At 71.9% G+C, this 18,004-nt stretch carries 22 protein-coding genes; 14 read left to right on the top strand and 8 right to left on the bottom strand.

The genetic code is table 11. The features are described from left to right. Positions 1-17 precede the first annotated feature (17 nt). Positions 18-785 (bottom strand): DUF2071 domain-containing protein, encoded by a 768-nt coding sequence (locus tag ACIQK6_RS26375; protein WP_329106361.1) that lies wholly within the window; start codon positions 783-785, stop codon positions 18-20. Between the two features lie 133 nt (positions 786-918). Here ACIQK6_RS26375 and ACIQK6_RS26370 point away from each other — a divergent pair, with 133 nt between their 5' ends. Continuing rightward, positions 919-1,314: a DUF4118 domain-containing protein gene (locus ACIQK6_RS26370; protein WP_329106359.1), complete on the top strand. Its 396-nt coding sequence runs from the start codon at positions 919-921 to the stop codon at positions 1,312-1,314. A 27-nt stretch (positions 1,315-1,341) separates the two neighbouring features. Here the strand turns inward: ACIQK6_RS26370 and ACIQK6_RS26365 are convergent, their stop codons facing one another. Continuing rightward, the gene (locus tag ACIQK6_RS26365) at positions 1,342-2,034 is read right to left on the bottom strand and encodes a sortase domain-bontaining protein (RefSeq protein WP_329106358.1); all 693 of its coding nucleotides are present in this window, start codon (positions 2,032-2,034) and stop codon (positions 1,342-1,344) included. 281 nt (positions 2,035-2,315) lie between these two features. Between ACIQK6_RS26365 and ACIQK6_RS26360 the strand changes: the two genes are divergently transcribed. From ACIQK6_RS26360 to ACIQK6_RS26330, 7 genes are all read left to right on the top strand, one after another. Next, entirely contained in the window at positions 2,316-2,558 is a 243-nt protein-coding gene (locus ACIQK6_RS26360) for a hypothetical protein (protein WP_329106356.1), read from the top strand. Between the two features lie 53 nt (positions 2,559-2,611). Further along, positions 2,612-4,861 carry a heavy metal translocating P-type ATPase gene (locus tag ACIQK6_RS26355; RefSeq protein WP_402695630.1) on the top strand — a complete coding sequence of 750 codons (2,250 nt, stop codon included), beginning with the start codon at positions 2,612-2,614 and terminating at the stop codon, positions 4,859-4,861. After that, positions 4,858-5,388 carry a copper chaperone PCu(A)C gene (locus tag ACIQK6_RS26350; RefSeq protein ID WP_329106351.1) on the top strand — a complete coding sequence of 177 codons (531 nt, stop codon included), beginning with the start codon at positions 4,858-4,860 and terminating at the stop codon, positions 5,386-5,388. Before ACIQK6_RS26355 ends, ACIQK6_RS26350 begins: the two co-directional genes overlap by 4 nt. Positions 5,389-5,473: 85 nt before the next feature. After that, the gene (locus ACIQK6_RS26345; protein ID WP_329106349.1) at positions 5,474-5,983 is read left to right on the top strand and encodes an NUDIX domain-containing protein; all 510 of its coding nucleotides are present in this window, start codon (positions 5,474-5,476) and stop codon (positions 5,981-5,983) included. A gap of 77 nt (positions 5,984-6,060) precedes the next feature. After that, the gene (locus tag ACIQK6_RS26340) at positions 6,061-6,924 is read left to right on the top strand and encodes a SigB/SigF/SigG family RNA polymerase sigma factor (protein ID WP_329106347.1); all 864 of its coding nucleotides are present in this window, start codon (positions 6,061-6,063) and stop codon (positions 6,922-6,924) included. An 84-nt stretch (positions 6,925-7,008) separates the two neighbouring features. Further along, entirely contained in the window at positions 7,009-7,380 is a 372-nt protein-coding gene (locus ACIQK6_RS26335) for an STAS domain-containing protein (protein ID WP_329106345.1), read from the top strand. A gap of 5 nt (positions 7,381-7,385) precedes the next feature. Continuing rightward, positions 7,386-7,835, top strand: a complete 450-nt coding sequence (locus ACIQK6_RS26330) for an ATP-binding protein (protein ID WP_329106343.1) — start codon at positions 7,386-7,388, stop codon at positions 7,833-7,835. Positions 7,836-7,880: 45 nt separating this feature from the next. Here ACIQK6_RS26330 and ACIQK6_RS26325 read toward each other — a convergent pair whose 3' ends face one another. Continuing rightward, positions 7,881-8,126 carry a DUF6296 family protein gene (locus ACIQK6_RS26325; RefSeq protein WP_329106341.1) on the bottom strand — a complete coding sequence of 82 codons (246 nt, stop codon included), beginning with the start codon at positions 8,124-8,126 and terminating at the stop codon, positions 7,881-7,883. Positions 8,127-8,387: 261 nt separating this feature from the next. Between ACIQK6_RS26325 and ACIQK6_RS26320 the strand changes: the two genes are divergently transcribed. From ACIQK6_RS26320 to ACIQK6_RS26310, 3 genes are all read left to right on the top strand, one after another. Continuing rightward, entirely contained in the window at positions 8,388-9,287 is a 900-nt protein-coding gene (locus ACIQK6_RS26320; RefSeq protein WP_329106339.1) for an aldo/keto reductase, read from the top strand. Positions 9,288-9,717: 430 nt separating this feature from the next. Then, positions 9,718-10,209, top strand: a complete 492-nt coding sequence (locus tag ACIQK6_RS26315) for a lamin tail domain-containing protein (RefSeq protein ID WP_402695586.1) — start codon at positions 9,718-9,720, stop codon at positions 10,207-10,209. Between the two features lie 140 nt (positions 10,210-10,349). After that, positions 10,350-10,625, top strand: coding sequence for a hypothetical protein (locus tag ACIQK6_RS26310; protein ID WP_402695585.1), 276 nt, complete (start codon positions 10,350-10,352; stop codon positions 10,623-10,625). Between the two features lie 159 nt (positions 10,626-10,784). Here ACIQK6_RS26310 and ACIQK6_RS26305 read toward each other — a convergent pair whose 3' ends face one another. Continuing rightward, on the bottom strand, positions 10,785-11,828 hold the full coding sequence (locus tag ACIQK6_RS26305) for a S66 peptidase family protein (protein WP_402695584.1): 1,044 nt from the start codon (positions 11,826-11,828) through the stop codon (positions 10,785-10,787). Positions 11,829-12,115: 287 nt separating this feature from the next. Here ACIQK6_RS26305 and ACIQK6_RS26300 point away from each other — a divergent pair, with 287 nt between their 5' ends. Then, on the top strand, positions 12,116-12,613 hold the full coding sequence (locus ACIQK6_RS26300) for a C40 family peptidase (RefSeq protein WP_329106331.1): 498 nt from the start codon (positions 12,116-12,118) through the stop codon (positions 12,611-12,613). Here the strand turns inward: ACIQK6_RS26300 and ACIQK6_RS26295 are convergent. From ACIQK6_RS26295 to ACIQK6_RS26285, 3 genes are all read right to left on the bottom strand, one after another. Further along, positions 12,595-13,893 (bottom strand): MFS transporter, encoded by a 1,299-nt coding sequence (locus tag ACIQK6_RS26295; protein ID WP_329106329.1) that lies wholly within the window; start codon positions 13,891-13,893, stop codon positions 12,595-12,597. The genes ACIQK6_RS26300 and ACIQK6_RS26295 overlap by 19 nt on opposite strands. 57 nt (positions 13,894-13,950) lie before the next feature. Beyond that, complete coding sequence (locus tag ACIQK6_RS26290; protein WP_329106327.1) at positions 13,951-14,547, bottom strand: MBL fold metallo-hydrolase; 597 nt, start codon at positions 14,545-14,547, stop codon at positions 13,951-13,953. 87 nt (positions 14,548-14,634) lie between these two features. Continuing rightward, complete coding sequence (locus tag ACIQK6_RS26285) at positions 14,635-15,807, bottom strand: epoxide hydrolase family protein (protein WP_329106325.1); 1,173 nt, start codon at positions 15,805-15,807, stop codon at positions 14,635-14,637. A gap of 292 nt (positions 15,808-16,099) precedes the next feature. Here ACIQK6_RS26285 and ACIQK6_RS26280 point away from each other — a divergent pair, with 292 nt between their 5' ends. Together ACIQK6_RS26280 and ACIQK6_RS26275 are read left to right on the top strand one after the other, a co-directional pair. Next, a complete protein-coding gene (locus ACIQK6_RS26280; protein ID WP_329108242.1) occupies positions 16,100-16,525 on the top strand; it encodes an ATP-binding protein in 426 nt (141 codons plus the stop codon). A gap of 116 nt (positions 16,526-16,641) precedes the next feature. Beyond that, positions 16,642-17,541: an NAD-dependent protein deacetylase gene (locus ACIQK6_RS26275; protein ID WP_329106323.1), complete on the top strand. Its 900-nt coding sequence runs from the start codon at positions 16,642-16,644 to the stop codon at positions 17,539-17,541. 87 nt (positions 17,542-17,628) lie between these two features. On the opposite strand, the gene ACIQK6_RS26270 is transcribed toward ACIQK6_RS26275, so the two are convergent. Beyond that, positions 17,629-17,997, bottom strand: a complete 369-nt coding sequence (locus ACIQK6_RS26270; RefSeq protein WP_329106321.1) for a PRC-barrel domain-containing protein — start codon at positions 17,995-17,997, stop codon at positions 17,629-17,631. Positions 17,998-18,004: the final 7 nt, after the last annotated feature.

The raw sequence follows: 18,004 nt of genomic DNA, 5'->3' as shown, positions 1-18,004 counted from the left end.
AGGCCGCCGCAGCGGCGTCAGGGGCGCCCCAGGGACGGTCGCCCGAACCGCACGGGGACCCCGGGCGAGTAGAGCACGCTCACGGGTGGCCCGGCCGGGGCCGGCAGGCCTGCCGCGGCCACCAGGTCCTCGTCGCAGTCGAGGAGCTCCGCACGGTGCAGCGGCCAGCGCGGGTGCGCGTTCGGGACGTACAGCGGTCGGCCGAAGAACTCCGTGTGCATGCCCCAGCGGGCGGTCAGGAAGTGCTCCAGGGCCGTCGGCTCCGCGATGCGCCCGCCCACGCGTACGGCGATCCGGCTGTGCGCGCCGCGCGGGCCGGGCAGGCGCCGGCCACTGGTGTACGTGACCGTGTCACCGTCATGGCGGACCGTCATCCGGGACCAGACGTACGGCAGTCGGAACGCGGCCCGACCGACGGCCACCGGGATCAGCCGGGAGGCGTCCAGCGAGCGGAAGACCACGGCCCGACGGCCCCGGGCGTCGACCGAGTAGAGGCGGACGTTGGTCTCGGGGAAGGAACCGAGGTAGGGGACGCCGGGAAGGCGGAACCAGCCGACCTCGTGCATGCGGAAGGCCACCAGCCCGACGTACGTGACCCCGTCCAGGGTGTCCGGCACGGTGCCGGCCGGCAGCAGCGGGGCGACCCGGGCCGGGTCGACGGCCCAGTGCAGGAACGCCAGGTCGAGCCAGGACTGGGTGAGCAGGGGGCGGCGCACCGGGTGCGGCGGGTCGGCCGTGACCGGCTCCGGAACCACGGCGGCGGCGGGCGGCGGCGTCTGGCGCATTCGGCCAGTATTCCCCGCGCGCGGAACGCCGACGCCGCCGAACGGCCCCGCTCACGGCGCCGGGTGCCCTCCCCCGGTGGTGCATCATCTCCGAGAGCCCCGACGGCGGGGCATCACGCGAAGGAGGCGTCGCATGGTCGAGTGGAAACGGATCAGCTCGGGCGTTCGTCCCATACCCAGCCCTGCCGCGACCACCTCGGTCTGGGCCGCGGCGGCCGTCGCAGCCATCACCCTGATCGCCGTGCTCAACCTCCTGGACGGACCCGACGACCCCACCGTCGACCTCATGGCGCTCTCCCTCGCCGTGGCCGTGGTGAGCACCGGAGCCCGCCTCACCGCCGCCCCGGGGACCGCCCTGCTCTGCTGGCTCGTGCTCAACGTCTTCGCGACCGCGCCCGTGGGCGAGCTCAGCTGGGAGACCCCCTACGACCTGCTGCGCCTCGTCTGCCTCCTCGCCTCGGCAGGCACCGGAACCGTCATCGCCCGTCTCCTCCACGCGCGCGCCGCGCACCGGCGGATCACGCCGTAGCGGTGCGGCGGCGCCCGCTGCCGTGCGTCAGCCGGCGGGCGTGGCCGCGGAGGTCTTGCGCAGCACGCCTATTTTGTCGATGCGGTGCTCGGGATTGCCCTGGGCGTCGCTCCAGAAGTTGCCTTCGGCGTGGTCCTCCGGCGTGGCGCAGGTCGAGATCGTGATCATCGCCTGGGTGGGGGCCGCCCCGGGCGCCCCGGGCACGGCGGCGCGCTGTTCGCTCAGCGAGCGCTCCGACCGGAAGGACGTCTTGCGGGTCGTGGTGATCTCGTAGGTGTACACCACCTCGCCCACGGTCACGAGGACCGTGTCGCCCGGTCCGACGGCGGGCAGTCTCCCCAGCGGGCCACCGGCCGACAGGCGGTGCGCGGTGACGAGGAAGTTGCCCACCTGGCCCGGCCCGACCCCGCCCCGCTTCCCATGAGGGCTGGCCGCCACGCCCAGGTCCTGGATACGGGTTCCCGCCACGTCGTCGGTGGTGCCCTCGTACGGAACCACGCGCAGCCCGGTGATACCTGCGGCGGGTATGGACAGCGTGGAGGCCCCGGGTGCGGGTGCAGGAGCAGCGGCGGGGGTGACGACCGCCTGGGGCGCGGCGGCCGGGACGGAAGCCGATACCGCGGCGCCTGCGGCGGTCGAGGGGGTGCACGCCGCGAGCAGGGCGGTCACGGCACCGACCAGCACGACCGGGGCGGCTCGGTACGGGAACGGCAAGGACATGGGCGTTTTCCCTGTCGGTCGATCGGGCGGCCGGGCGTGCGCCGGGCGGGTGACCCGACGCGCCCGGCCAGCCTGACATACGGAGCAAGAGGTCCATAAGGGTCCGGCCCTGTGACCTCGCTCCCGACGCTCGCGGGGGCGGAACCACGGAATCGGACGTCGCGGGAACTACCGTCCGCTCCTCTGCGACTACCTCGCCGGAGGAAGTGCCGTCCCGGCTCCGGCACGGCCCGATCGGCACCTCGTCCGTCTGGAACCGAGTACAAGACTCCGGAGTGACGATGACGGACCGGCTTGAGTACCCGACCCCGGCGATCACCGCGCTGAAGCGGTGGGCGCCCCCGCCCGCCCTCGCCGGCTTCGTGGCGCTGCTCATAGTGATGTTCGGCGCGGCGTACGCGGTGGGGGCGGGCGCCGGACCGGTGGCCCCCGGCATGCGGTCCACCGAAGTCGAGGGTCCGGCCTTCGTCGGGGACCTGGGACGACCGCACGGGCACGGCAGCGCTACGGGTGGCACGCGGTGACGGCCGAGCGGACGGAGGTGGTGGTGGGCACCACCGATCTGATCGTCGGCGGGATGACCTGCGCGGCCTGCGTGAACCGCGTGGAGAAGCGGCTGGCCAGGATCGAGGGCGTGAGCGCCACGGTCAACCTCGCCACCGGGCGGGCCCGGGTCCTGCATCCGTCGCACGTGACGGCGCAGGACCTCGTATCGGCGGTGGAGCGGGCGGGCTACAGCGCCGAGGTGCCGGCGCCGCCCGAGCCCGTGGCGGACCGGACGCCGCCGCCAGCGGGAACGGAGGGTTCCGCGGGCGGCGCGGAGGTGCAGCGGCTGCTGATCACCGCCCTGCTGTCCGTTCCGGTTCTGGCACTGTCGATGGCGCCCGCCCTTCAGTTCCGCAACTGGCAGTGGCTGTGCTTCGTCCTGGCCGCGCCGGTCGCCGTCTGGAGCTCGCTGCCGTTCCACACCCGGGCGGCACGGGGGCTGCGGCACGCGGCGGCGACCATGGACACCCTGGTGTCGCTGGGCGTCATCGCATCCTTCTCCTGGTCGGCGTACGCGCTGTTCCTGGGCGGGGCGGGCGATCCGGGGATGCGGATGCCGTTCAGCCTGCTGCCTTCGGCCGGCGGCGATGTGGCACACATCTACCTGGAGGCCGCGGTCGGGGTCCCGCTGTTCGTGCTGACCGGGCGATTCCTCGAGTCCCGGGCCCGCCGTGGTACGGGTGAGGCACTGCGCTCGCTCGCCGGTCTGGCCGCCAAGGACGTGACCGTACGGGAGGACGGCCGCGAGCGGCTCGTCCCGATCGGGCAGTTGCGGGTGGGGCAGGAATTCGTCGTCCGGCCGGGCGAGCGGGTGGCGACGGACGGGGTGGTGTCCTCCGGTGGTTCGGCCGTTGACCTTTCCCTGGTCACCGGCGAGAGCGAACCCGTCGAGGTGGGCCCTGGCCGGGCGGTGGTCGGCGGTGCGGTCAACGCGGGCGGTCTGCTGACCGTCCGGGCCACCGCTGTGGGCGCGGACACCCAGCTCGCCCGGATCACCCGCCTGGTGACCGAGGCGCAGTCCGGCAAGGCCCGGGCCCAGCGCCTGGCCGATGCGGTGGCGGGGGTGTTCGTACCGGTGGTGCTGGCCCTGGCCGTCACCGTTCTCGGCTTCTGGCTCGGTGCCGGGGCCGAGCCGCAGGCAGCCGTCACGGCCTGTGTGGCCGTCCTGGTGGTGGCTTGTCCCTGCGCGCTGGGGCTGGCCACCCCCACCGCCCTGCTGGCGGCGACCGGCCGCGGCGCGCAGCTGGGTCTGCTGGTCAGCGGCCCCCGGGCGCTGGAAACCCTGCGGCACGTCGACACCGTGGTCCTGGACAAGACCGGGACGCTGACGACCGGCCGGATGACCGTCGCGCACGTGACGGCCGTGCCCGCCGGGATGGGCCGGGAGCGGGCCCTGTGGCTGGCCGCGGCGGTGGAGCAGGGTTCCGAGCACCCGCTGGGCCGCGCCGTGGTCGCGTACTCCCGGCAGGAGCCGCACCGTAGCCCGCTGCCGCCGCCCGAGGTGACCGAGTTCCGGGCCACCGCGGGCATCGGTGTGACCGGGATGGTGGAGGGGCACCGCGTGGAGGTCTGCGCCGCCGGTGCGGACCTCCATCCGTCGCTGGACCGGGCCCTGGCCGAGGCGGAGGCGGCCGCGCACACGCCGGTCCTGGTCCGGGTGGACGGCGCCGACCAGGCCCTGATCGCCCTCGGGGACGTCCTGCGCCCCGGCAGCTACCGGGCCGTCGACCGACTGCGACGGCTGGGGGTGGAGCCGGTGCTGGCCACCGGTGACCGCGGGGCCACCGCGGACCGGGTCGCCGCCACGCTCGGGATCCGGGACGTGCACGCGCACTGCTCGCCCGAGGACAAGGCGCGGCTCGTCAGGGAGTTACGCGGTCAGGGGCGACGGGTCGCCGTGATCGGCGACGGGGTGAACGACGCCGGCGCCCTGGCCGGGGCCGACCTCGGCATCGCCATGGGGAGCGGAACGGACGTGGCCATCGGCGCGGCCGACGTCACGCTGGTGCGCGGCGACATCGAGGCGGTCGCCGACGCCGTCGAGCTGGCCAGGCGGACCCTCGGGACGATCCGGGCCAACCTCGTCTGGGCCTTCGGGTACAACGTCGTCACCGTGCCGCTCGCCGCGGTGGGGCTGCTCAACCCCATGGTCGCGGCCGCGGCGATGTCGGTGAGTTCCCTGATGGTGGTGGCCCACAGCCTCCGGTTGCGCAGCTGGCGGCCGGCGCCGCACGTACGTCGGGCGGGGACGGGCAGCCGGACGGGAGGTACGGGGCGATGACGCGTTCGCTTTCGAAGTGGATCCCGAGCGGCCGCCTCCCGATCGATCGACGCGTGCGCGAGGGTCTGCGCGCCGCGATCGTCCCGGTGGTGGCCTGTGCGCTCGCGCTGGCCGGTCTGACGGCATGGACCTCGACCGGCGCCGCGGGCAGCCCGCCGCAGATCGCCGCCGGGAACGGCCGCGTGCTGCTGCCCGACGGCAGCGGCCGGGACACGGCCGCCTTCTTCGACATCACCAACATCGGTGGCGCGGACGACCAGTTGATCGAGGTGACGTCGTCCGGCGTCGAGAAGACGCTGCTCAGCAGGCGGGAGAGCTCCGGGCTCGGGCCCGACCTCGTACGGACGGCGGCTCCAGTGCGGGTGCCCGCGGGCGGCACCGTCACCATGTCCCCGCTGGACCTGAGCATCACGACGCGGGCGAAGGAGACCCGCTGGGAGGCCGGCGACATGGTGCCGTTCGTCCTCCACTTCCGCTACAGCGCGCCGGTCGAGGTGGTGGCGGTGGTGGTCCGGCCCGGCAGCTGACCCGCTGTCGGGTGTCCGCCCGGCCCCGCGGCCGGGCGGACACCCGTACGGGACCGGGGGCGAGGACCCTGCGATCATCTGTCCCATGGGCGAACTGGTCGAGCGGGTCGATGAGCGGGATCACGTCGTGGCCGTCGTGGACCGGGCGGAGGCGATCCGGGAGCGCTGGCCGCACCGCGTCGCGACGATCGTGTGCCGCGACGAACACGGCCGGATCCTCGTGCACCGTCGCCCGGACGACGCGTCGCGGTTCCCCGGGCAGTTCAACTGGATGCTCGGTGGCGCCGTCGACGTCGGCGAGTCGTACGGGGAGGCCGCGGCCAGGGAGCTGGCGGAGGAGCTCGGGGTCCACGGCGTTCCCCGCTTCGTGCTCAAGTTCCCGTGCGACGGGGCGATCAGCCCCTACTGGCTGGGCCTCCACGAAGTCGTGATCACAGAGCCGGTCCGGCCCGACCCCACGGAAGTCGCCTGGTACGACTGGCTGACCGAGCCCGAACTCGACGAGCTCGTCCGCAGCCCCGCGTTCGTACCGGACGCCCGCGAGGCGTTCGACCGGTACCGCGCCCTGGGCCGCGCACCCGCTCACGAAGAGTGACGCACGGCCACGGCGCGCACAGCTTCAACCCCTCGTGAGCGGGTATGGGGCTTGAGGGAACTCCCCGAGGAGGCCTCATGCTTGCCACTCTCCGTAGCCGGGCCGGCTCCGCGCCGCAGGATCCCCGCGAGGTGCGCGATCCGCGGTCCGTGAGCACCGCCGACGCCCACGACCTGTCGGTCACGCTCTTCCGACGGCTGCTCGAACTGGACGAGGGGACCGCAGCGTACTCGTACGTGCGCAACACCCTGGTCGAGCTGAACCTGAGCATGGTGAAGTACGCGGCCACGCGCGTCCGTCACGTCGGCGCGCCGTGGGAGGACGTCCTGCAGGTCGGCACCATCGGCTTGATCAAGGCCATCAACAGGTTCGATCCGGAGCGCGGGTTCGAGTTCATGTCGTTCGCCCTGCCCACCATCGTGGGAGAGATCAAGCGCTACTTCCGTGACACGGCCTGGGCCGTCCGCGTACCGCGCCGGCTACAGGAGCTGCGCATCGATCTGGCCAAGGCGAACGACGCCCTGGAGCAGGAGCTGGGCCACGCTCCGGGTGCGCGGGAGCTCGCCGAGCGGCTGGACATCACGGTGGCGGAGGTCCACGAGGGGCGGCTCGCGGCCAACGGCTTCGCCAGCCTGTCCCTCGACGCCCCCGTAACGGCGGAGGACGACGACACCCCCGGCGTGTCGCCCCGGAGCCTCGGCATCGAGGAGGGTCGCTTCGAGACGGTCGAGGACCTGGAATCGCTGCGGCCGTTGCTGGGAGAACTGTCCGAACGGGACCGGACGATCCTTGCCCTGCGCTTCGGGGAGGAGCTGACCCAGGCCGAGATCGGCGAACGCCTGGGCATGTCGCAAATGCACGTCTCCCGGCTGCTGGGCCGCATCCTGGGCCGGCTGCGGGAGGGACTGCTCGCGGAAGAACCGGGGGCCGGGGCGGCCTGAGGCGCCCCTTCCGCACGGGACGGACGGGCATATCGCGCCGGAACCCGGGCAGGTGCAGAAGTGCATGAGGAAGGGTGATGCCGGATGGCGCCGGAAGCGGGGAGTGAACGCTTCACCGTCGCGGTGAGGACGGTGGACGCAGCGGTTGTCCTCACGCTCGCGGGAGAACTGGACCACGACACGGCGCAGCCGCTGCGGGACGCGCTCGACGGGGCACTCGCCCCGGGCCGTCGACTGCTGGTCGACATGGCGGGCCTGGGATTCTGCGATTCCACCGGGCTGAACGTGCTGCTGAACACGCGCCTCGCGGCACAGGAGGCCGGAGCCGGCCTCGAACTCGCCGGTCTGCACGGACCTGTCGCCCGCATGTTCCGGATCACCGGTGCGGACGGGGTGTTCCCCGTCCACTCCGATGTGACGGAAGCCCTGAGGACGCCGCGCGGCGGGGGAGCCTGAGCGTCATGGAGCAGCGCGGGCCGTCCGACCGGATCTGGAGCCTGGTGCTGTCCGGAACCACCGATGTCGTCTCGCGCAGCCGTGACTTCGCCCGCCAGGCACTGACCGCTTGGCGCTGGCTCCCGGGGACGGGGGAGAACGACCGCGAGAGCGCCGAGGACGTGCTCCTGCTGGTGTCGGAGGTGGTGGCCAACGCCTGCCTGCACGGTGGCGGACCCCGCGCGCTCGTCCTCGACTGCTCGGCCGAGCGGCTGCGGATCGAGGTCACGGACTCCAACCCGGCCCCGCCGGTGCGGGTGCCTGCGCGCGGGCCGGGCGACCGGGGCGGGCCGGTGGGTCACGGACTGCTGATCGTGGAACGTCTGGCCCGGGAATGGGGCTCCGAACCGGGGGTGGACGGCAAGCGCGTCTGGTGCGAGGTTCCGTGCCCACCCGGGATCGACGTTTCCGGATGACGGTGGCTGACCAGTGGCGCACCCGCGCCGGCGGACCACTCCGTGTCACGCGCTGGGCACGGCCCGCACGCTCACCCGCGATGCCGGTTCCTGGTGACCGCCGCTCGCGATCATGCGTACGTCGCCCTGATCGCTGATCTCCGCCTGCACGATTCCCGTCTCGTCGGCGTAGATCGGATGGCCGCCGGGGCCGGTCCGGTCGGTGCGGTGCACGAGGACCGATTCCTCGCCGCCCGGTACCACGTGGTCAGGGCCGGCGAATACCAGTTCGTACCTGCTGTCTCGTCCCATTCCGGCCTCCTCCGCACAAATGCACCGTCACCACCATTATCGGGTAGAGCGACTCGACTGCACGCTCCCGGGCACGGGCGGGGGCAGGAAGCTTCAGTAGGAATAACGCCCCGCGCACCCTCAGGATTCCGACTCGCGATGTGATCTTCCCGCGCCCCTGCACGCCTTTCCGGCACGGCGTCCACCTGCGCATACTCCAGGACCCGCCTCGCCCCGAACCATCGGGGGACGATGGCCCATCGGATGGAGTTGATCAATCAGATGACGTCGCACACGGTTGCCGCAGCAGCTTCGGGCACATGGGTGCTCGGTGACCTCGCGGTCAACCGGATCGGTTTCGGCGCCATGCGCCTGACCAGCAGCGCGGCCTTCCACGAGGGCACTCCCAGCGACCGCGGCCGGGCGATCGCCGTCCTGCGCCGGGCGGTCGAACTCGGCGTCGACCACATCGACACCGCCGCGTTCTACTTCTCGCGGCTGCGTTCGGCCAATGAGCTGATCAACTCGGCGCTGGCGCCCTACGCGGACGACCTCGTCATCTCCACCAAGGTCGGCCCCGCCCGGGACGCCTGCGGCGGGTGGGCCGAGTCGGCCCGGCCCGACCAGTTGCGCGGCCAGGTCGAGGAGAACCTGCGCCAACTCGGCCGGGACCACCTCGACGTGGTGAACCTCCGCATCATGGGCCAGGAGTCCGTCAGCGAGCACTTCGGGGCCCTGTCCGAGGTGCGCGACGCCGGACTGGTCCGTCACCTCGGCATCTCCAACGCCCGCCCGGACCACCTGGCCCAGGCCGAGGCGATCGCACCGGTGGTGTGCGTTCAGAACCGCTTCGGCATCGACGCGCCCGACCGGACGGGGATGCTCCACGCCTGCGCGGTGCGCGGCATCGCCTTCGTGCCCTTCTTCTCCATAGCCGGAGAGGGGCGCGAGTCCGGCGCCGTCCGGACCGAGCACGACGAGGTCCTCGCCGTCGCCCGGGCCCACGGAGCGTCACCGGCACAAGTGCGGCTCGCCTGGATCTTGGGGCAGGGCGCCCATGTGCTGGCCATCCCCGGGACCGGCAACCCGGATCACCTCGCCGACAACGTGGCGGCGGGCGCACTGCGACTGACGGCGGACGAGCTGAAGCTCCTCGATTCGATCGGCGGCTCCGCGGCCTGACGCTGCCCGACGCCGCCTGAGAGCACCTTGACGCCCGCCGGCGGCTCCGAAGGACAGAACACCAGAACCATCGACGAGAGGGTGTCCGAAGAAACGGTCGGAGCAGTCGTTACAGGAGCCTGAACCCGTTCGGCGCAGAGCGGGGGGGGTCGCGAGGGCGGCGTGTCGGTACGCGAACGCCTCCGTCTCCGGGCCTGCCAAGGCTTGTTCGGCGCGCTCCGGCCGTTCACATCAGCACGGCATTGATATGTGCCCGATACACGGGAGAGTCACCGATACATCCGCATTTTGCAACACGCCCCGAATTGGTGGCTTTTGATGGTGGTTGGGGGTCAGAGTGTGGCTCCTCGGCAGGACGCCGGGAACGTTCCAGGCCCATCCGCCGCACACGAGGCGGGACCGGGCTGCTGTCTGTTGAAGGGGTCATTTCATGTCTGCTTCTCTCGCCACCCGCCGGTTCGTCGCCGCGTTCCTGGCCGCGGGCGCCCTCGTCGGCGCCGCCGCCCTCCCGGCCTCCGCCGACGACCACTGGCGCGACCGCGACCACCGGGCTCCGCACTCCTCGATCGTCATCAGCGACGTCCAGTACGGCACCGGCGGCCGCGACCGCGAACGCTCCGACCGGGCACTGAACCGGGAGTGGGTCGAGGTCGAGAACACCGGGCGCAGGAGCGTCAACCTGCGCGGCTTCACCCTCACCGACCGGCAGGGCAACCGCTACCGCTTCGGCGACTTCCGCCTGGACGGCCGGTCGACCGTGCGGGTCCACACCGGTCAGGGCCGCGACACCCGCCGCGACATCTACCAGGACCGCCGCCACCAGATCTGGGACGAGCGCGACACCGCCACCCTGCGCGACAACCGCGGCAACGTCCTCGACACCGACTCCTGGGACGGCCGCCGGCACCACCGCAACGGCTGACCCCGACGGGTCACCGGCCTGACGCGCGCCCGCACTCCCCGCCCGGCGGGGGTGCGGGCGCGCGCCGATATCGGGCTGCAACTGTCAGAGGGGGGTGGCAGGATCGTCGGCGGTGATCCGACCACCTACAGGGGGCAGGGATGGGGAGCACGACGTTCGAGTGGCCGCGCGGCGCGGGGGAACGGGACACGGCGGCGCTGGAGTTGTGGCTCGCCGCACGTGGCTGGGAGGTCGACCCGACGGTGTTCATGGCCGGCGGGCTCGGCCCGGCCGTCCAGGTGCAGCCGATCGGCGGGGCGGGTCAGGACGGGGAGCCCGGGCTGCTGATCCTGCCGGGCGAGACCGTGGAGTACGCGCGGGACCGGATGCGGATCGCTCCCCGGGCCGCGGTCCCGGTCGCCTGCGGAGCGCCGTAGGACCGTCCTCCCCCGGTCAACGGGCGGGCCCGCGGGCAGGGGTTCCCCGGTCGCCCGGAGAGCGCCCGCCGGGGGCGCTCTCCGGGCGGCGGGCATCACCGCGGCCTTCATGGCCCCCGGCGATGCGCGCCCACTGCTCCGACGACCGCCGGGCCGGACTCAGTACGTGACGACGATCCGGCGTGCCGGGCCGTCCACCCGGATGCGGCCTCCGACCGGGATCACGACCTGCGGGTCGGTGTGGCCGAAGTCGACGTCGAACACCGCCATGGTGTCGGGGGCGTACTGGCGCAGGGCCCGGAGGACGGCCTCGCGCTGTTGCCGGCGGAACTCGGCCTTCGCCCCGGCATCGAGCCGGTTCTCGAACGACCAGCTCTTCGCCCTGCCCATGAGCAGCGCGGGGAACTGCCGCAGCAGCCCGCGTTCGCCCATGCCGCGCAGGATCCGGTAGACCTCTTCGGCAGCCGGCATTTCCTCGGAGGTCTCCAGGAACAGCACGTTGCCGGCGTAGGCGTCGACCGGCCCCGCCACGCGGTCGGCCATCAGCAGCCAGGAGATGATCTCCAGGTTGCCGCCCCAGCTGATGCCTTCGACGACCCGGTCGGCGTTGTGCCAGGACCAGCCGTCTGCGGGTTCCATGTCCGGCTCGGAATCGAAGGTCAGCGGGTCGTCCCAGGGCCTGTCGGTGTCCCCGCAGGCGCTCGCCGCGGTGAGTTCGTACGCGCCCGAGGTGAACAGCGCGGCCCGGAGGGAGTCGGCGGTCGACGGGTGCATCGCGCCGGGCCGTCCCAACCCGACCATGACCGAACCGCCGTGGTAGCCGACGATGCCCAAGCCCCGCAGGAACAGCAACAGGTTGGTGTTGTCGCTGTAGCCGAAGAACGGCTTGGGGTTGGCGCGCAGGAGGTCGCGGTCGAGGTGGGGAAGGACGGTGATCTGGTCGTCGCCGCCGATGCTGGCGATCACCGCCTTGATGTCGGGGTCCGCGAAGGCCGCGTGGATGTCCGCGGCGCGCGCCTCGGGCGTCGCACCCATCGTCCGGGTCGTCGGGTATTCCACCGCCTTCAGTCCGAAGTCGTCCCGGAGCCTGCTCAGCCCCAACTCGTAGGGGCGCGGGAACAGGCCGGGGAGGCCGGAAGAGGGTGAAATCACGGCGACCTGGTCACCGGGGCGGGGCTTCGCGGGATAGCGGGGATACTCCATCCGATGATCTTAAAAGTCGGCGGCCCCGACCTCCCGTCAATTATCCGGGGCGAGCCCGCGATGGCGCCGCGGGCCGGCGTGCCGGGCGTGCCCATCCGGCAATCATTCAGGCATATGATCTCGAATCGAATGCAAAATCGAGACAAATGAGACTGTGTCCCGCGCTGTTCGGTGGATCCCGTCGGAGAAAACTGGTCCGCCGTCAGAGCCCCGACGCATCCGACCGAGAACAGGACTCCTTCCACTGATCTGACTGTTACCCGCCAACCGACTGCGGAGGTATCACGATGTCCTGCCCCAGGACCGACTTCCGAAAGGCCCCCAAGGGCCTTCTCCCCACGTGTTGTTGCCCCAGGGCCCGCGCCATACTCTCCCTGCTGCTCCTGACGGCCGCCGTAACGACCGGCCCGGCGGCCCCGGCGCACGCCGCCGCCCCGTACGGCGCCAGAGCCGTCGCGGTGGCCGCCTCCAAACAGGGCTCGCCGTACGCCTACGGCGCCACCGGTCCCAAACGCTTCGACTGCTCGGGCCTGACCCTCTACGCCTTCAAGAAGGCGGGCAAACGGCTCCCGCGCACCGCCGAGCAGCAGTACGAGCACACCGTCCACATTCCCGAGGCCGATCGCGCGGCCGGGGACCTGGTCTTCTTCCCCAGCGGCGCGACCATGACCCACGTCGGGATCTACGCCGGCGACGACCGCATCTGGCACGCTCCACGTCCCGGCACCCGGGTGCGCCTGGAGCGGATCTGGAGCACAGCGGTCCGTTACGGGCGGGCCACCTGATCGGGCACCCGGCCGGTCCGGGCCCCTCGGTCCAGGTCCCCCGCCGCGACGGCGGCCGGACCCGGGTCCGCGGGCAGCCTGCGCACCGCCCACATGCTCGGGGCGAGCAGCAGCACCAGGCTCGTCAGGACCATCAGTACGGCACTCCAGAGAAGGACGGATTCCGTACCGAGGGAGGTCGCCGCAGCGCCCACGACGAGGTAGCCCAGCGGCACGGACATGAGCTCACCGACCGAATTGAAGGAGCTGACCCGCCCGAGCACCTCCGACGGGAGCTGTTCCTGCACGGCGGTGTTCCAACACACGATCGCGATGTCGAGGCCGATGCCCGCCATGACGCTCGCCCCGGCCAGCACCGCCAGCGGCGCGCCCCAGGCGAGTGCGAGGAAGGGAAGCGCCAGGGGCAGGTTGGCGCATACACACACGACCATGATCCTGGACGGCTTCCATTTGAGTGAAACGATTCCACCCAGGAGCAGGCCCGCCGCGAATGCCCCCTGGACGATTCCCCAGGAAGCGGCACCCAGATGACTGTTCTGGGCCATCACCGGACCGAGGAGCTGATAGCCGCCGAGCCAGAGGGCGACGACCACGGTGCCGGACAACGTATAGGACCAGATCCAGGAGAGACGGGAGAACTCTTTCCAGCCGTCCTTGAAGTCGCGGAAGACTGAGGCCGTGGTCTTGGCGGGTCCGGACACGCCAAGACGGCTGCAGAGGAAGGCCGCGACCGCGAAACTGGCGGCGTCCCAGCCCAGGGTCAGTTCCGGTCCGACGAAGGCGACGAGGACGCCGCCGACCGCCGGCGCGAGGACGCGGACGATGTTGATGGGCAACCGCATCAGCGCGTTCGCCTGCTGCAGCTCGCCGGGCTCGACGAGCTGCGGCAGCACACTGTTCATGGCGGGCTGGGTCAGTGCCGACGCACAGCCCGCCAGTGCCGCGAACAGGGCGATCCGCCCGGTGGTGGCCGTTCCCGTCGCCACGAGCAGTGCGACGCAGCCCTGGGTGGCCGCAGGCAGCACATTGCCGATGACGATGACGCGTTGGCGGGAGAACCGGTCCGCGATCACTCCTCCGACGAGGAGCAGGACGAGCTGCGGGGCGGTGTTGGCGGCGAGGACGATCGCCAGGGACGCCGGGCTGCTGTCGAATCCGAACACGGCGAAGGCCAGGGCCACGGGGGCCATCGCCGTTCCGCTCATCGAGGTCAGACGCGCCAGGAGGAATAATCTGAACGGCTTGTGCCGCAGTGTGGAGAGGGATCCGTGTCGAACCATTCGAGGGACACTAACCTGCCCCTGCGCAGGTGGCGGAGCCGGGAGGGGGCGGGCGCCTTAGAGCGATTCGCCGGGCCTCAGATAGCGGTAGCCGTGCGAAGTCTCCTCACCGAGCCAGCCGTTGACGCTGCTGAGACCGCGGTCGTTGATCTGCGCGTCGTGAATGGCGAACGCCCGCCGCGGCCCCACGGCCTTGACGAAATCGATCACCTCCGCCATTTTCAGCCACGACCCCTGCGCCGGCACGAGCAGCGTCTCGATCCCCTGCTCGGGCACGTGCAGCGAGTCTCCCGGGTGGTACACCGCGTCGTCGACGACGTACCCGAGGTTCGCGCAGTCGGGTTGCCCGCCGTAGATGAAGGCATGGCGGCCACCGACCGCCCGTATGTGGAAGCCCGCGGCGGTGAACTCCGCACCGGAGGACACTCCGATGACGTCCAGCTGCGGAATGTCCGCCTCGGCGGGGGCGTAGACCGGTACGCCGAGCCCCGCCAGACGCAGTACGTCGACGTGGTCGACGTGCTCGTGGGTCACCAGCACGGCGTCCGCCCCGGCCAGGGCGGCCGGTTCGCTCCACGTACCGGGATCGATGACGAGAACCCGGTCGTCCTGCTCGATCCGCACACATGCATGGGTGTACTTCGTGATCTTCATGGCTCCGGACCGTACCGTGCGGGACCCGCCACGGCCCCGTCATTTCCGGATCGTGTCGGGACCCGGCCACGCGTTTTCACGTGCTGGTCAGCGCAGTTGCCGGAAGAAGGCGCGGATGTCCCCCACCAGCAGCTCGGGCACCTCCATGGCGGGGAAGTGGCCGCCCCGGTCGTACGAGGTCCAGCGGACGATGGAGTCGGTGCGCGCGGCGACGTGGCGCAGCGGGATGAAGTTGTCCCGGGGGAAGTCGGCCAGTGCGGTCGGGGTCCGCGACACCTCGGGCGGCCGGCCGGCGTACGCGGCGTGGGCCCGCTCGTAGTAGAGGCGGGCCGCGCTGCCGGCCGTTCCGGTGAGCCAGTACAGCGTCACGTTGGTCAGCATCTGGTCCCGGTCGACCGGGCACGCGGGGTCGCTCCACTCGGTGAACTTCTCCGCGATCCAGGCGAGCAGACCGACCGGCGAGTCGTTGAGCCCGTACGCGAGGGTCTGCGGCCGGGTCGCCTGGATGTCGGCGTACCCCTGTCGCTCGCGCGCCCAGATCCGGTACCGCTCCCAGGAGGCCAGCGTCCGCTCACGTTCGGCGGGGGACAGTGCGGCCAGCTCTTGGGGCCGGGGTTCGGCGGTGGCCCCGCCGCCGGGCAGCAGGTTCAGGTGCACTCCGATCACGTGGTCCGGCCGGATCAGCCCGAGTTCCCGCGAGATCGCGGCGCCCCAGTCGCCGCCCTGCACCCCGTACGACCGGTGGCCGAGGCGGTCCATCAGCACGCCGAAGGCCCGGGCCACCCGTTTGAACTCCCAGCCCGTGTCGGTCGTGGGTCCCGAGAGGCCGAAGCCGGGGATGCTCGGCAGCACCAGGTGGAAGGCGTCCGCCGGGTCGCCGCCGTGCGCCCGGGGATCCGTGAGCGGGCCCACGACGCGCTGGAACTCCACCGGTGAGCCCGGCCAGCCGTGGGTCATCAGCAGCACGGTCGCGTCCGGCTCGGGCGAGCGGAGGTGTGCGAAGTGCACCTGCGCGCCGTCGATGACCGTGGTGAACTGCGGCCACTCGTTCAGCCGGGCCTCGGCCGCCCGCCAGTCGTACTCCTCGCGCCAGTAGTCGACCAGCTCCCGCATCGGGGCGAGCGGCATCCCGTACGCCCGGCCGACCCCGGGCAGCTCGTCGGGCCACCGCACCCGGCCCAGCCGCTCGCGCAGGTCGTCCAGCTCCCCCTGACCCACATCGATCCGGAACCGGTGCAACCGCTCGTCAAGATCACTCATGCCGCGCATGCTAAGGGTCACCTGCGGGAGGGAATCTCGAGGGAGGCGGGACCGGACGGGGTTTCAAGGGCCTCATAGCGGCCACACGCGCAGGAGGAACGCGACTACGACGGAAGGATCGCTCCCATGACGACGATGGTCCTGCTGATCGCGCCGATGGCGTTGGCCCTGCTGCTCGTCCACCGCAGGGGCGGACACCGTGCCCGGCACCGGGCGAGCCGTTTCTGACGAGCGTCTCGGCCCGTCCGGTCCGGCGTCACACGAGAGCGCGAGCGAGGTGAACGCGGTGTCCATGCGTGCCAAGGGTTGGGCCACTTCCTTCCCCGTCCACCGAGGCGTGCGCGAGGCCCGCCGGTGGACCGCGGAACGCCTGGACTCCCTCCAGTGGACGACGGACGCCCCCGACACCGCGCACTCCGTCCTGCTGACGGTGTCGGAGCTCGTCACCAACGCGCACATCCACGCCCGCAGCGGCGCCGGGCTGGTCCTCACCTGGGACGGCCGGTGCCTGCACGTCAGTGTTGCCGACGCGGACCCGCAGCTGCCGGCCCCGCGCGCCCCCTCACGCGGGGCGACCTCCGGGCGGGGACTCGCCATCATTGACGCCCTCGCCGATGCCTGGGACGCCCATTCCTTCCACGGCGGCAAGACGATCACCGCGTGTTTCCGTCCCCGGATGACACCCGCCCCGCACGTCGACGAAGCACCCGACGCGTGACGGCCCGGCGGTTCGTCGGGCTACGGCTCGGTGGGGCGGGGGGCGGGGGCGGTACCGGGGCACGGCCCTGTGCCACCCCCCGTGCCGCGCTCGGGCCCGTTCCGTACGCTGGCTGCATGCGTACGCGCCCCACTCTGAGCTGGACCCCCACCGGGGACCTACGGCCGGGCACCACGGATCCGGAGCCGGTCGCCGACGCGCTGAGGACCGGAGGCGTGCTGGTGCTCAGCGGGGCGGGCCTTTCCACGGAGTCGGGCATCCCCGACTACCGTGGCGAGGCCGGCAGCCTGCGCCGGCACACCCCGATGACCTACCAGGAATTCACCACGAGCATCCACGCCCGGCGCCGCTACTGGGCGCGCAGCCACCTGGGCTGGCACACCTTCGGCCGTGCCCGGCCCAATGCCGGGCACCGGGCCGTGGCCGCCTTCGGGCAGCACGGTCTGCTCTCGGCGGTGATCACGCAGAACGTCGACGGCCTGCACCAGGCCGCCGGCAGCAAGGACGTGGTGGAACTCCATGGAGGTCTGAACCGGGTCGTCTGCCTTTCCTGCGGCGCCTTCAGCACGCGCCAGGAGCTCGCCCAGCGGCTGGAAGGGGCCAATGCGGGCTTCGCGCCCGCGTCAGCCCGGCTGAATCCGGACGGTGACGCGGACCTCACCGACGAACAGGTCGGAGACTTCACCGTCATGCCCTGCGCGGAGTGCGGCGGCATCCTCAAACCGAACGTGGTGTTCTTCGGCGAAAACGTTCCCCCGCACCGGGTCGAGCACTGCCGCGAACTGGTCGATGCGGCGACCTCGCTCCTGGTCCTGGGATCCTCGCTCACGGTGATGTCCGGACTCCGGTTCGTCCGCCAAGCAGCCCAGGCGGGAAAACCCGTACTGATCGTCAACAGGGATCCGACCCGGGGCGACCGGCACGCCGCCGCCCGCGTCGCGCTCCCCCTGGGGGCGACCCTCGCCGCCCTCGCCGACGGACTGGACGTCCCCGTCGACGGCCGGACGGCGGACTGAACCGGTGAGCTGCCCGGACCGAGCACCGACGAGGGCAGCCGGGAGGGGCCCGGACTCGACGAGTCCGAGCCCCTCCCCCCTCGCGGGTCAGACGAACGGGCCGCCGAACGGACCGGCGGGACCGTAGTAGAAGGCCAACTGCTCGCGGTAGCCCGCGTCGCCGAGGTGCTCGTCCCGGTGGAACTCCGGGGATCCCTTGATCTGTTCCTTGGTGCGCTCCACGTGGATCGTCCGCTCCTCCGGGTCGATCGAAATCACGGTGGCGGCCGGCAGGAGCACTTCCCTCCCGAAGATCCACACCCCTGTGTCGACGACCAGGTAGGCGTCACCGACCTCGTCGGAGTGCTTGTCGACCTTGCCGATGCTTCCGTCGACCGCCTCGACCTTGTAGCCGGTGAGATCGGTACCGGCCAGGTGGCCCGACGTCGACTTGTAACTCCACGCATGCTCGGTCACGTGAGAA

It is taken from the genome of Streptomyces sp. NPDC091682 (assembly GCF_044756625.1).
Classification (GTDB): Bacteria; Actinomycetota; Actinomycetes; order Streptomycetales; family Streptomycetaceae; genus Streptomyces.
This window is presented reverse-complemented; position numbering and strand designations above follow the sequence as displayed.

What these genes read in the sequence shown, in the direction of transcription:
- ACIQK6_RS26305 (WP_402695584.1), bottom strand. Translation starts at nt 11,828, where the DNA reads ATGGAGTATCCCCGCTATCCCGCGAAGCCCCGCCCCGGTGACCAGGTC.
- ACIQK6_RS26370 (WP_329106359.1), top strand. Translation starts at nt 919, where the DNA reads ATGGTCGAGTGGAAACGGATCAGCTCGGGCGTTCGTCCCATACCCAGC.
- ACIQK6_RS26290 (WP_329106327.1), bottom strand. Translation starts at nt 14,547, where the DNA reads ATGAAGATCACGAAGTACACCCATGCATGTGTGCGGATCGAGCAGGAC.
- ACIQK6_RS26345 (WP_329106349.1), top strand. Translation starts at nt 5,474, where the DNA reads ATGGGCGAACTGGTCGAGCGGGTCGATGAGCGGGATCACGTCGTGGCC.
- ACIQK6_RS26355 (WP_402695630.1), top strand. Translation starts at nt 2,612, where the DNA reads ATGACCTGCGCGGCCTGCGTGAACCGCGTGGAGAAGCGGCTGGCCAGG.
- ACIQK6_RS26295 (WP_329106329.1), bottom strand. Translation starts at nt 13,893, where the DNA reads ATGGTTCGACACGGATCCCTCTCCACACTGCGGCACAAGCCGTTCAGA.
- ACIQK6_RS26320 (WP_329106339.1), top strand. Translation starts at nt 8,388, where the DNA reads ATGACGTCGCACACGGTTGCCGCAGCAGCTTCGGGCACATGGGTGCTC.
- ACIQK6_RS26315 (WP_402695586.1), top strand. Translation starts at nt 9,718, where the DNA reads ATGTCTGCTTCTCTCGCCACCCGCCGGTTCGTCGCCGCGTTCCTGGCC.
- ACIQK6_RS26285 (WP_329106325.1), bottom strand. Translation starts at nt 15,807, where the DNA reads ATGAGTGATCTTGACGAGCGGTTGCACCGGTTCCGGATCGATGTGGGT.
- ACIQK6_RS26310 (WP_402695585.1), top strand. Translation starts at nt 10,350, where the DNA reads ATGGGGAGCACGACGTTCGAGTGGCCGCGCGGCGCGGGGGAACGGGAC.
- ACIQK6_RS26365 (WP_329106358.1), bottom strand. Translation starts at nt 2,034, where the DNA reads ATGTCCTTGCCGTTCCCGTACCGAGCCGCCCCGGTCGTGCTGGTCGGT.
- ACIQK6_RS26340 (WP_329106347.1), top strand. Translation starts at nt 6,061, where the DNA reads ATGCTTGCCACTCTCCGTAGCCGGGCCGGCTCCGCGCCGCAGGATCCC.
- ACIQK6_RS26335 (WP_329106345.1), top strand. Translation starts at nt 7,009, where the DNA reads ATGGCGCCGGAAGCGGGGAGTGAACGCTTCACCGTCGCGGTGAGGACG.
- ACIQK6_RS26375 (WP_329106361.1), bottom strand. Translation starts at nt 785, where the DNA reads ATGCGCCAGACGCCGCCGCCCGCCGCCGCCGTGGTTCCGGAGCCGGTC.
- ACIQK6_RS26275 (WP_329106323.1), top strand. Translation starts at nt 16,642, where the DNA reads ATGCGTACGCGCCCCACTCTGAGCTGGACCCCCACCGGGGACCTACGG.
- ACIQK6_RS26325 (WP_329106341.1), bottom strand. Translation starts at nt 8,126, where the DNA reads ATGGGACGAGACAGCAGGTACGAACTGGTATTCGCCGGCCCTGACCAC.
- ACIQK6_RS26360 (WP_329106356.1), top strand. Translation starts at nt 2,316, where the DNA reads ATGACGGACCGGCTTGAGTACCCGACCCCGGCGATCACCGCGCTGAAG.
- ACIQK6_RS26280 (WP_329108242.1), top strand. Translation starts at nt 16,100, where the DNA reads ATGCGTGCCAAGGGTTGGGCCACTTCCTTCCCCGTCCACCGAGGCGTG.
- ACIQK6_RS26350 (WP_329106351.1), top strand. Translation starts at nt 4,858, where the DNA reads ATGACGCGTTCGCTTTCGAAGTGGATCCCGAGCGGCCGCCTCCCGATC.
- ACIQK6_RS26330 (WP_329106343.1), top strand. Translation starts at nt 7,386, where the DNA reads ATGGAGCAGCGCGGGCCGTCCGACCGGATCTGGAGCCTGGTGCTGTCC.
- ACIQK6_RS26300 (WP_329106331.1), top strand. Translation starts at nt 12,116, where the DNA reads ATGTCCTGCCCCAGGACCGACTTCCGAAAGGCCCCCAAGGGCCTTCTC.